Genomic DNA, 11,813 nt, shown 5'->3' with positions numbered 1-11,813 from the left:
ATATGAAAAAAATTGTTTTTATGGGAACCCCTTCTTTTGCGGTCCCAATTTTAAAAGATTTAGTCAAATCAAATGATTATGATGTTTTAGCCGTTGTTACTCAACCAGATCGTCCATTTGGTCGTAAGCGAGTTTTAAAAGCATCTCCTGTTAAATTATTTGCTGAAGAAGCAAATATTGATGTATTACAACCAGAAAAAATTGGTGATAGTGAAGAAATGCAAAAAATTATCAATTTAAGCCCAGATTTTATTATTACTGCGGCATTTGGTCAGTTTTTACCTACGAAACTTTTGAATGCTGCGAAAATAGCTGCAGTTAATGTTCATGGTTCTTTGTTACCTAAATATCGTGGTGGTGCGCCTGTTCAATATTCAATCATGAATGGTGACGATAGAACTGGAATTTCTATTATGTATATGGTTAAAAAAATGGATGCTGGTGATGTTTTAGCTCAGGAATCTATTAAAATTGAAGAAAATGATGATACTGCTTCGATGTTTGATAAGTTAAGCATCTTAGGTAGTAAGTTATTATTAGATACTTTACCCAAGATAGCTGATGGAAGTGTTAAACCAGTGGCTCAAGATGAAAGCAAAGTAATATTTTCACCTAATATCAAACGTTCTGAAGAACAACTTGATTTTACTAAAACTGCATTTTTAGTTGACTGTAAGGTTAGAGCTCTAAGACCAGATCCTAGTGCATTTACTTTCCTTAAGGGTAAACGTACAAAAATTTGGAAAACTAAAGTTATTAATGATGAAAAGACTGATTTAGAACCGGGACAGGTTGTTACTAAAAATAAGAAGTCTTTAAAAATTGCTTGTGGCAATGGAACTGTAATCGCAATCATTGAACTTCAACCAGCTGGTAAGCCTAAACAAAATATTAATGCTTACTTAAATGGAGCTGGCCAAAGCATTAAAGAAAAGGAACAGGTAATTACTAATGAGTAAAGATAACCCTAGACTTTTAGCGGTAAAAACACTTAATAAAATATCAAATGGATCATATTCTAATTTACAATTAAATCAAGTTATTGAACATAGTGACTTGGATAGTCGTGATATAAGTTTATTAACTAATATTGTTTATGGTGTAATTCAACATCGACTAACTTTAGAATATTATCTAAATTCTTTTTTAAAAAATCCAAAAAAGGTAGACAGTTGGGTAAAAGAATTACTTTATACTTCAATTTATCAAATGTACTATCTAAATAAGATTCCTGAACGTGCTATTTTTAACGAATCTATAAAAATAGCCAAAAAGTTAGGTCATGACGGAATTAGAAGAATGGTAACAGGAACATTACATCAAATACAAAGGAATGGTTTACCATCTTTTAATGAAATTACAGATCCAATGAGAAAGTTATCAATTGAATATAGTGTTTCACCTTGGATTATTAAGGAATTAAAGCAACAAGTTGGTAATAAAAAAACAATTTCTATTTTAGAGAGTATTAATAAACCTTCTAAACAATCAGTAAGATTTAATTCCAAATTAATTGATAAATCTGTCTTATCCAGTGAACTACAATCTGAAGGATATGGTGTAAAAAATAGTTCATTAGCAAAATCTGGCTTAATTTTGACCGATAAATCGGCAAGTTATAGTAATCTATTTAAAACTGGCAAAATGACTATTCAAGATGAAAGTGCAATGTTACCGGTTGAATCAATGGATATTAAGCCTCATTATCAGATTTTAGATGCGTGTTCTGCTCCTGGCGGTAAAACTACTCAAATTGCTGAAAAATTAGATTCTAATCAAGGCGGTCATGTATTTGCACTTGATTTGCATGAAAAACGTTTAAAACAGGTTGAAAAAAATGCTAAACGTTTAGGAGTATCTGATGTTTTAAGCACTGAAGCTTGTGATGCTAGAAAAATAGATTCATTGTATAAAGATGAACAATTTGATCAGATATTGATTGATGCACCATGTTCTGGAATTGGTTTGATTAGAAGAAAACCTGAAATAAGATATGAAAAACAATTATCAGATGTTAATCATTTATCAAGTATACAGCTTGATATATTAAATTCAGTTGCTCCAAAATTAAAGAGTGGTGGGAAATTAGTATATAGTACTTGTACTATTTTAAACCAAGAAAATAGTGATGTTATTGATGAATTTTTATCTTTAAACTCAGATTTTGAATTAGTAATTACTAAAACTTTATTGGAATTAAAAAATAATGATAAATATTTGAAAATTTACCCAGATGATTATGAATCAGATGGATTTTTCGTATGTAATTTAATTAAAAAATAGTGGAGATATTATGCAAATAGTTGCTAAATCATCGATTGGTAAAGTTAGAGCTAATAATGAAGACTGTGTAGGCTATTTTTATAATCATCAAGGTGCTTTAATAGCAATTCTGGCTGATGGCATTGGTGGTAATCATGGTGGCGATGTAGCATCTAAAATGGCTGTGAATTTATTAGGGAATGCTTTTAAACAATATACTATTAGTTCAATTAAAGATGTTGAAAAATGGATTCAAAAACAATTTAAAATTATTAATAATCAAATAGTTAATAAATCAGAAGAAATACTTTCACTGGATAAAATGGGGACAACAATTGTTGTCGCATTATTTTTTGGTAATCAATACTTAGTTGCACATCTAGGCGATAGTAGGTGTTATTTGCTTCATAATAATAATATGAAGCAAATAACTGAAGACCATTCTTATGTAAATATGTTAGTAAAAAATGGTGAGCTATCTAAAAAAGATGCTAGTCATTCTTCTTTAAAGAATATTATTGTTAAGGGATTAGGGGTATCTGGGGACGCTAATACCAATATTACTAAGATAAGTTTATCAACAAATGATATTATTTTATTATGTAGTGATGGGCTTACTAATATGGTGAACGATTCATATATTTATGACACACTTAGTCAAAATCAATCTGTTGATGAAATAGCCAATGATCTAATAAAAGAAGCTAATAATAACGGTGGTAATGATAATATATCTGTCATCATTATTAGAAATTCTTTAGGAAGTGATAATCTATGAAAAACGGTATAATTTTAAACAATCGTTATAAGATTATCAATAAAATTGGTGAAGGTGGGATGGTAAATGTTTATTTAGCTAACGATAATAAAAATAAACGTTTAGTTACCATCAAAATTATAAGGCTTGATTTTCAACATAGTAACAAAGCTCAGCGACATTTTAAATATGAAAAGTTAGCTATTAATAAATTGAAAAGTGAATATATTGTTAAAGTATATGATGTTGGAAAATATAAAGATATGCAATATTTAGTTATGGAATATGTTCCAGGATCCGATTTAAAAAAATATATTCAGAAAAATTATCCTATTGACCTAAAGACTGTTGTTTATATTATGGGTCAAATACTCAATGCTGTGAATGTAGCGCATAATCATGGTATTATTCATCGTGATTTAAAGCCACAAAACATTTTGATTACTAAAAATAAAAATATTAAAATAACTGATTTTGGAATTGCTGTTATGACTGATTTATTACCATTAACTCGTACTAATTCTATTGTTGGTTCAATTCATTATATATCGCCTGAACAAACATTAGGTAAATCAGTCACAATGAAATCTGATATTTATTCTTTAGGTATTATTCTATATGAATTATTGGTGGGAAATGTTCCTTTTAACGGGGATTCTCCAGTTAGCATTGCTATGAAACATTCACGCAGTAACATCCCATCAATAATGAATAAAAACAGCAAAGTACCTCAATCATTAGAAAATGTGGTATTAAAAGCTACAGCAAAAAGACCTAAAGATCGTTATGATAGTGTTTTAGCAATGAAGAAAGATTTAGAAACTGCTTTAGATCCTAGCAGAAAAGATGAAGCTAAATTATTTTTTAAAGTTGAAAAGAAAAAAGATATTGATAATGATGAAACAAAAACATTAAATTTGGAAAATCTAAAAAAAGATGATTCTAGAATTGACATTTTAAATAACAATAAAAACAAAAAATTATTGTTTCTGATTACGGTATTTTTATTATTCATTATTTTAATTATATTACTATTACATTTAACCTTATTTTCTAGAGTTAATGTTCCAAATGTTGATAATATGACAATTGAAAAAGCTAAATACAATATCAAAAAATCAAAGTTACTTTCCACAAAAATAATTTATCGAAATAACTACGAAGTTCCTTACAACCATGTTATTAAGACCGAACCTAATGCTAAAACTAGATTATTAAATCATTCTGGCATTAAATTAATTGTTAGTAATGGTGCTGGTGTAATTAATATGGACAACTATGTTGGTAAGAATTATGATAAAGTTTATCCTAAATTATCCAAAATGGGGTTTAAAGTTAAAAAAATTTATAACTATAACGACTACTTTATGCCTAATCATATTTTGAACCAAAGCATTTTACCTAATGCTAAGGTTAGTCCCAGAAATAAGTCTTTAAATTTAGTTGTATCAAAATATGGTGAATCGTTTACAATGAAAAATTTAGTTGGAAAACATGAAGAACAGGCTAAAAAATATGTAAAAGATAAACATCTAAATGCTAAATTTCATTATGAAAATACTAAAGATGAACCGGTTGGGGTTGTTTACCAACAAAATCCTAGTGATGGTTTGAAACTTCAAAGTGGTTATAATGTTGAAATTTGGGTTTCAAAGGGGAACACAAGTGGTGTAAACTTAAGCCATGGATTCAATTTGTCGTTACAAGTTCCATATAAAAAGACTGATAACTTAAATGGAAATAAAATTACTGTTTATTCTAATATAAATGGCAAAGGACTTTCATTCTATGAGACTATATACATTAATAAGGATACTAATATAACGATTCCATATAATTTAAAGTCAAATGAAAAATCAAGATATGAAATATATCGAGACGGAAAATTAATTATGAAATAAATATTGAGGTGATTAATTGTCAAAAGGAAAAGTATTTCAATCACTTAGTGGATTCTATGATATTATAAGTGATGGTAAAATATATAGAACTCGTGCTCGTGGTAATTTTAGAAAGCGTAGAATTACTCCATTGGTAGGTGATGAGGTAGAATTTCAATCAAATTCTTTAACAGAAGGTTATCTACTTAGAGTATTTGATAGGAAAAATTCATTAGCTAGACCTCCAATAGCTAATATTGATCAAGCTGTTGTAGTAACTTCAACGATTCAACCAAATTTTTCTAGTAATTTATTAGATCGTCAGTTAGTTGCTTTAGAAATAAATAATATTAAGCCAATTATTTATTTTACCAAGATAGATTTATTGGATAATGATAGTCTGGATTATTTCAATAATATCAAATTAATTTATCAGAATATTGGCTATAATGTTATTATGTCTAATGGTGAAAATGATATTGAATCTTTAAAAAAATTAAATGAATGTTTTAAAAATAAAGTAAGTGTAATTATGGGACAAACAGGTGCTGGTAAGTCTACATTATTGAATAAGACTGCTCCAAATCTTAATTTACCCACTGGTGAAATATCATCATCTTTGAATCGTGGGAAGCATACAACCAGAAAAGTTAGCTTTCTTAAAATGAATGGTGGTTTGGTTGCYGACACTCCTGGATTTTCGTCTTATGATACTTTTGATATTAGATCTGATGAACTTAGAAATTACTTCCCGGAATTTAAAAGGAATGCTGATAAATGTAAATTTAGGGGATGTGTTCACATCAATGAACCTAAATGTGAAATAAAAAGATTATTAGATGAGAATAAATTATCTTATGAACGTTATAATAATTATTTACAGTTGTATAAGATATTAAAGAACAAAAAACCAATTTATAATAAAAAGAAATGAGGACATATTTATGATTAAAGTAGCTCCATCAATTTTAAGTGCTGACTATTTAAACTTAGAAAGAGATATTAATAAAATTGAAAAAGATGCTGAATATTTACATATTGATGTAATGGACGGTGATTTTGTACCTTCAATTTCATATGGTCCAGGTTGGGTTAAACAAATTAGAAAAGTTTCTGATTTAATTCTAGATGTTCATATGATGGTCAGAAATCCTGAAAGATATGTAGATGAATTTGCTGACAATGGTGCAGATTTAATTGGTGTCCATGTAGAAGCTACACCACATATTCATAGAGCATTACAAATGATTAAAAACAAAGGTATAAAAGCTGAAGTTGTTATTAATCCTGGAACTCCAGTAGAATCTATAAAGCCAGTCTTGTATATGGTTGATCAAGTACTAGTAATGACTGTTAATCCTGGATTTGGTGGTCAAAAATTCTTACCGGAAACTGTTAAGAAAATTAAACAATTAAATGATTTAAAGAAGAGTGAAGGATACTCATTTGATATTGAAATTGATGGTGGGGTTAACAATGAAACTGTTAAAACTGCTTATAATGCAGGTGCTACTGTTGCTGTTGCTGGTTCCTATGTATTTAATGATGAAAATCCTTCATCAAAGGTTCAAGCTATTAAGGACGCCACTAAATAATCATGAAAATTGTTAATTTATTAGTAGGTGGGCCCACTGATTTATGGCCTAATGATTTAAAATTAGGAAAAATTAAGGATAACTGGATTGGCGTTGATCGTGGTAGCTTTAGATTGATTGAGATGGGAATAAATCCAATTGTATCTATTGGTGATTACGATTCTATGAATGATGAAGAATTATCCATTGTTAAAAGTCATGTAAATGACTTAAGAACTTTTGATCCAATTAAAGATGATACAGATACTCAATTAGCTTTAAAAATAGCTAATAAAGAATTGAATGCTGATATAATTAACATATATGGAGCGACCGGTGGAAGACTAGATCATTTTTTATCTAACTTTTTAATGATGACTGAACCAAGGTATAAGAAGATCGTTAGTAAAATCAGAATTATAGATAATCAAAATACGATATCTTACTTTTTACCTGGTAGTCATACAATTAAAAAGGAATTAGACAAGAAATATTTAGCTTATTTACCATTGAATGAAATGAATTTAACCTTAAATGACGTTAAATATACTTTAGACAATTATCATGTTGCTAGGCCAATATCTTTTGCTAGTAATGAATTTATTGGGACAAAGGCTAATTTTTCATTTGATAAGGGTATTTTAAGCGTTATTCAAAGCAAAGATTCATAAAATTACAAAAAACGATGTCTATCATAAAAAATAGACATCGTTTTTTGTATTAAAAAAGCTTGGCCAACAAGCCAAGCTGAATATAATTAGGCACGGGTAACTTTACCTGATTTTAGTGTACGGGTACTAACCCAAACTTTCTTAGGTTTGCCATCTACAAGGATATTAACCTTTTGTAGGTTTGGCTTCCAGCTACGACGTGAAGAATTCAAAGCATGGGAACGTTTGTTACCATAATGAGTTCTTTTACCATTAATAAAATCTTTAGCCATCGGTAAATTCCTCCTTTTAATGATTTCTCAAAAGCGTTGCTTTTATTACATCTCACTCTAATAATTTAGCATATTAATAGCGGATTTGCAATGTTTTTCTTTCAAGGAATTATACTTGACAGTTTAAACCCTTTTATAATAACAACCCTTTAGCTTTTTTTAAACTTGTGGTAATATTATATATCGAATATATTAGAAAATTTATCTTCTAAGGAGGCTATGGTTATGGCCGTAAAAATTAAAACAAAACATGGATTAATTGATATTGATAACAATGTCATTGCTACTGTTGTTGGTGGTGCTGCTACTGATAACTTTGGGGTTGTTGGCATGGCTAGCAAAAATCAAATTAGAGATAATGTTAATGATATTTTAAAAAAAGATAATTATGCAAGAGGTGTTGTTGTTCGCCAAAATGACAACGGAATCTCTGTTGATGTAAATATAATTGTGAGCTTTGGAACAAAAATTTCAGAAGTTTGCAAAAATGTTCAATCAAAAGTGAAATATAATTTAGAAACGATGCTTGGCATTTCTGCCAATGCAGTCAATGTTATTGTTCAAGGTGTTAGAGTCTTAGACTAATAACTAATTGATTGTGATTAATCGGAGGAGGTTTATTGTAGTTGTCTGTTTCAAATATAACAAGTGAAAAATTTAATCAGATGGTACAAGCAGCATCTATAACTTTGAATAATAATGCGAAATTTATTAATTCCTTAAATGTTTTTCCAGTTCCTGATGGTGATACTGGTACAAATATGAGCATGTCCTTTGCTAGTGGTGCCAAATATGTAGACCAAGATAATAGTGAATCTGTCGGTGATTTGGCAAAGTCATTGGCTAAAGGATTATTAATGGGTGCCAGGGGTAATTCTGGTGTTATCCTTTCACAAATTTTTAGAGGTTTTTCTAAATCTGTTGAAGATAAAAAAGAATTGGATGCAAATGATATTACTGATGCATTCATTAATAGTGCTAAAATTGCCTATGGATCTGTAATGAAGCCTACAGAAGGTACAATTTTAACAGTTATCAAAGGAATTGCTCAAGCTGGAAAAGATTCCAATAAGAAAGATTTATCTGAGTTATTTGATGAATTAACTGATGGTGCTGATATTGCTTTAAAATCAACTCCTGATTTGTTGGATGTTTTAAAACAAGTAGGAGTAGTTGATTCTGGTGGTCAAGGGTTATTTTTTGTAATTAAAGCTTTTAGTGATGTACTAAATGGTAGAAAAATAGAATCAAGTCATCAACCTAATGCTGCTGAAATGAGTCAAATGATAGACGCTAATCACGAACAAAGTAATGAAAGTGCACAGGGCAAGTTAAATCCTGAAGACATTAAGTATGGTTATTGTACACAAATAATGGTTAGAATTGGTCGTGGAAAACAAATCAAATATGACTTTAACTATGATAAATTTTATGAATACTTAGCTAAATTAGGTGATTCTTTATTAGTTATTAACGATGATGAAATTGTTAAAGTTCATGTTCACACTGAGCATCCAGGAAAAGTACTTGCTTGGGGACAATTATTTGGTGATTTAGCTAATGTTAAGGTTGATAATATGCGTCTACAACAAGAGGATATTATTGAAAAAGATGATAAAAAATCGACTAAAGAAGATAATACACCTAAGGAAACTGCGATTATTTCAATCGTATCAGGTGATGGACTAGGAGAATTATTTCGTAGCTTAGGTGTTACTAACGTTATTAAGGGTGGACAAACAATGAATCCTAGCACTCAAGATATTGTTAATGCTGTTAATAGTAGTAATGCTAAAAAAGCTATTGTTTTACCTAATAATGGAAATATATTTATGGCCGCTGAACAAGCTGCTGAAGTTTCAGATATACCCACCAAAATTGTTCATACTAAAACTTTACAACAAGGCCTTACGTCCGTCTTATCATTTAATCCAACTGTTTCATTAGATGAAAACGTTGATTCAATGGAAGACATGTTAGATACGGTTAAGAGTGGAGAAGTAACTTACGCTGTCAGAGATACCAATATAAATGGTGTTGATATTAAAAAAGGTCATTTTATGGGTATTGTTGATGGTGATATTCAAATTGCTGGGAAACATTCTGTTGATACTGCTGTTCAAATGGTTCAAAAAATGTTAGATGAAGATAGTGAAGTTATTACCATTATTTATGGTAGTGATTCTAATGAAAAGGAAGCTAACAAAGTAAAATCTGCTTTAGAAAAAATCGATTCTGATCTTGAAATCGAAGTTCATGAAGGAGATCAACCAGTTTATCCATTTTTAGTTTCAGTAGAATAAATCAATCGGAGGTTACTCCGGTTTTTTTATTTATTATTTTCTTGATTAGGAGTTGATTTTATGAAAAATTTAAAAGATAATGTATCAGTTCTTAAGGGCGTAGGTCCTAAAAAACAAGAAGCATTATCTGAACTTCAAATTAATACTATTTTTGACTTATTATCTTATTATCCATTTAGATATGATGATTTTGAAGTTAAAAATATTAATGATATTGCTGATCAAGAAAAAGTAACTTTAAAGGGAACTATTGCTTCTGAACCTACAGTTGTTCATTATGGTCGCAGAAGGAATATACTAAATATTCGATTTTTAATTAGCAACGATATAGTAAAGGTCACTTTTTTTAACCAGCCTTGGTTAAAAAAACAGCTACCGGTAGGAAAAGAAGTTTTAATCTATGGTAGATTTGATAAAAATCGTTCATCTATGGCCGGCATTAAAATTTTGCAGTCTAGCAATAGTAATCAAATGAGTTCCATCTATCCTACTAATAAACATGTAAGACAAAGTACTATTAAAGAAACAGTAAAATTAGCATATGAAGAATATAAAGATTATATTTTTAATATTGTTCCTGATGATTTAAGAAATAAATATAAACTAGAAAATCTCAAGATGGTTATTCATGACATGCATTTTCCGAAAACAAAAAAAGAAGCAATGCTAGCTCGTCGAACTGCTAAGTTTAATGAATTCTTTTTATTTCAAATGCATTTGCAAAATTTAAAGTATGTTAATCAAAATAAAGGTCTATCTATTAAATTTGATCAGACTAAAATAGACCAATTTATTGATAAATTACCATTTGAATTAACTGATGCTCAAAAAAGAGTTGTTAATGAGATCTTTGTGGATCTTAAATCTAATCGTCAAATGAATCGACTGTTACAAGGAGATGTTGGTTCTGGTAAAACTATTGTTGCAGTATTAGGAATATATGCATGTATTGATGCTGGGTATCAAGCTGCTTTAATGGCACCAACAGAAATTTTGGCTGAACAACATGCTAATAAATTAGCTAAATTATTTGAAAATACTAATATTAATGTGTCATTATTAACCGGTAATACTAAACAATCTGCTCGTAAGGAATTACTTCCAAGAATAAAAGACGGAGAAGTAAATTTAATAATAGGTACACATGCATTAATCCAAGATAGTGTTGAATATGCTAATCTAGGATTAGCCATAATTGATGAGCAACATCGTTTTGGCGTTAATCAAAGAAAAAAGTTACGAGAAAAGGGTAATGGTACTAATGTTTTAGCGATGACAGCTACTCCAATTCCTAGAACTTTGGCAATTACTTCATATGGTGAAATGGATGTATCAATAATCGATAAATTGCCAGCGGGAAGACAACCAGTTAAGACTTCTTGGATAAGAGAAAATCAATTGAAATCTGCTTTACCATTTATTAATGACAGATTATCATCTGGAGAACAAATTTATGTTGTTACTCCTTTAGTTGAAGAGTCCGAAGCGGTTGATATGAAAAATGCGGTTAATATTTATGAAAGTTTTAAAAATATCTTTGAACCTAAATATCAAGTTGGACTTTTACACGGAAAAATGAATGATGATGAAAAAAATAGTATTATGGGTGAATTTCAAAAAAATAATTTACAAATTTTAGTTTCAACAACAGTTATTGAGGTTGGTGTAGATGTAAGTAATGCAACAATGATGATTGTATTTAATTCTGATCATTTTGGCCTTGCCCAATTACATCAATTACGGGGCAGAGTAGGTCGTGGAAAAAATCAATCGTATTGTTTATTAGTAGCAGATCCTAAAACTGAGGTTGGTGCTAAAAGAATGAACGTAATGGTTGATAGTAATAATGGTTTTATTATTTCACAAAAGGATCTGGAACTTAGAGGCCCAGGTGATGTAATGGGTAATGTCCAATCTGGAGTGCCGAATTTTAAGGTTGGCGATCCAGTTGCTGACTTAACAATGTTGGATATTGCACAACAAGAAGCTATTCAAATTGTTAGTCAAAGTGATTGGAAAACTAAATACAGTAAATTATTTGAATATGTCAGCGAAAATAACAAAAAAATATTTGATTAATTAAAGGAGAAACAA

The 11,813-nt window shown here is 29.5% G+C and carries 11 protein-coding genes; 10 read left to right on the top strand and 1 reads right to left on the bottom strand.

The features are described from left to right. The first annotated feature begins 2 nt into the window (after positions 1-2). Genes fmt through C7N71_RS03230 form a run of 7 tightly spaced genes read left to right on the top strand, consistent with a single transcriptional unit; the run spans position 3 to position 7,144 of the window. Positions 3-959, top strand: a complete 957-nt coding sequence (gene fmt / locus C7N71_RS08180; RefSeq protein WP_105987734.1) for a methionyl-tRNA formyltransferase — start codon at positions 3-5, stop codon at positions 957-959. Continuing rightward, positions 952-2,283 (top strand): 16S rRNA (cytosine(967)-C(5))-methyltransferase RsmB, encoded by a 1,332-nt coding sequence (gene rsmB, locus C7N71_RS03255; RefSeq protein WP_105987733.1) that lies wholly within the window; start codon positions 952-954, stop codon positions 2,281-2,283. The genes fmt and rsmB overlap by 8 nt, the downstream gene beginning before the upstream one ends. A gap of 10 nt (positions 2,284-2,293) precedes the next feature. After that, the gene (locus C7N71_RS03250; RefSeq protein ID WP_105987732.1) at positions 2,294-3,040 is read left to right on the top strand and encodes a Stp1/IreP family PP2C-type Ser/Thr phosphatase; all 747 of its coding nucleotides are present in this window, start codon (positions 2,294-2,296) and stop codon (positions 3,038-3,040) included. Next, positions 3,037-4,920 carry a Stk1 family PASTA domain-containing Ser/Thr kinase gene (pknB, locus tag C7N71_RS03245; protein ID WP_105987731.1) on the top strand — a complete coding sequence of 628 codons (1,884 nt, stop codon included), beginning with the start codon at positions 3,037-3,039 and terminating at the stop codon, positions 4,918-4,920. Before C7N71_RS03250 ends, pknB begins: the two co-directional genes overlap by 4 nt. 16 nt (positions 4,921-4,936) lie before the next feature. Then, complete coding sequence (gene rsgA, locus C7N71_RS03240; RefSeq protein ID WP_105987730.1) at positions 4,937-5,833, top strand: ribosome small subunit-dependent GTPase A; 897 nt, start codon at positions 4,937-4,939, stop codon at positions 5,831-5,833. Between the two features lie 10 nt (positions 5,834-5,843). Continuing rightward, positions 5,844-6,494, top strand: coding sequence for a ribulose-phosphate 3-epimerase (rpe, locus tag C7N71_RS03235; RefSeq protein WP_105987729.1), 651 nt, complete (start codon positions 5,844-5,846; stop codon positions 6,492-6,494). A 2-nt stretch (positions 6,495-6,496) separates the two neighbouring features. Continuing rightward, positions 6,497-7,144, top strand: a complete 648-nt coding sequence (locus C7N71_RS03230; RefSeq protein WP_105987728.1) for a thiamine diphosphokinase — start codon at positions 6,497-6,499, stop codon at positions 7,142-7,144. Positions 7,145-7,230: 86 nt separating this feature from the next. On the opposite strand, the gene rpmB is transcribed toward C7N71_RS03230, so the two are convergent. Then, positions 7,231-7,416 carry a 50S ribosomal protein L28 gene (gene rpmB, locus C7N71_RS03225; protein WP_105955985.1) on the bottom strand — a complete coding sequence of 62 codons (186 nt, stop codon included), beginning with the start codon at positions 7,414-7,416 and terminating at the stop codon, positions 7,231-7,233. Between the two features lie 225 nt (positions 7,417-7,641). Between rpmB and C7N71_RS03220 the strand changes: the two genes are divergently transcribed. The 3 genes from C7N71_RS03220 to recG are packed head-to-tail and all read left to right on the top strand — an operon-like array spanning position 7,642 to position 11,798. After that, on the top strand, positions 7,642-8,001 hold the full coding sequence (locus C7N71_RS03220) for an Asp23/Gls24 family envelope stress response protein (RefSeq protein WP_105964557.1): 360 nt from the start codon (positions 7,642-7,644) through the stop codon (positions 7,999-8,001). 41 nt (positions 8,002-8,042) lie between these two features. Then, on the top strand, positions 8,043-9,719 hold the full coding sequence (locus C7N71_RS03215; RefSeq protein ID WP_105987727.1) for a DAK2 domain-containing protein: 1,677 nt from the start codon (positions 8,043-8,045) through the stop codon (positions 9,717-9,719). A gap of 60 nt (positions 9,720-9,779) precedes the next feature. Continuing rightward, complete coding sequence (gene recG / locus C7N71_RS03210) at positions 9,780-11,798, top strand: ATP-dependent DNA helicase RecG (RefSeq protein ID WP_105987726.1); 2,019 nt, start codon at positions 9,780-9,782, stop codon at positions 11,796-11,798. The last annotated feature ends 15 nt before the right edge of the window (positions 11,799-11,813 follow it).

This window comes from Apilactobacillus timberlakei, assembly GCF_002993965.1.
Taxonomy (GTDB): domain Bacteria; phylum Bacillota; class Bacilli; order Lactobacillales; family Lactobacillaceae; genus Apilactobacillus; species Apilactobacillus timberlakei.
The sequence above is the reverse complement of the archived record's forward strand: the minus strand, read 5'-3'. Positions and strand labels throughout refer to the sequence as shown.

Coding starts and splice junctions, on each gene's coding strand:
- C7N71_RS03220 (WP_105964557.1), top strand. CDS start 7,642: ATGGCCGTAAAAATTAAAACAAAACATGGATTAATTGATATTGATAAC.
- fmt (WP_105987734.1), top strand. CDS start 3: ATGAAAAAAATTGTTTTTATGGGAACCCCTTCTTTTGCGGTCCCAATT.
- C7N71_RS03250 (WP_105987732.1), top strand. CDS start 2,294: ATGCAAATAGTTGCTAAATCATCGATTGGTAAAGTTAGAGCTAATAAT.
- pknB (WP_105987731.1), top strand. CDS start 3,037: ATGAAAAACGGTATAATTTTAAACAATCGTTATAAGATTATCAATAAA.
- C7N71_RS03230 (WP_105987728.1), top strand. CDS start 6,497: ATGAAAATTGTTAATTTATTAGTAGGTGGGCCCACTGATTTATGGCCT.
- recG (WP_105987726.1), top strand. CDS start 9,780: ATGAAAAATTTAAAAGATAATGTATCAGTTCTTAAGGGCGTAGGTCCT.
- rpe (WP_105987729.1), top strand. CDS start 5,844: ATGATTAAAGTAGCTCCATCAATTTTAAGTGCTGACTATTTAAACTTA.
- rsmB (WP_105987733.1), top strand. CDS start 952: ATGAGTAAAGATAACCCTAGACTTTTAGCGGTAAAAACACTTAATAAA.
- rpmB (WP_105955985.1), bottom strand. CDS start 7,416: ATGGCTAAAGATTTTATTAATGGTAAAAGAACTCATTATGGTAACAAA.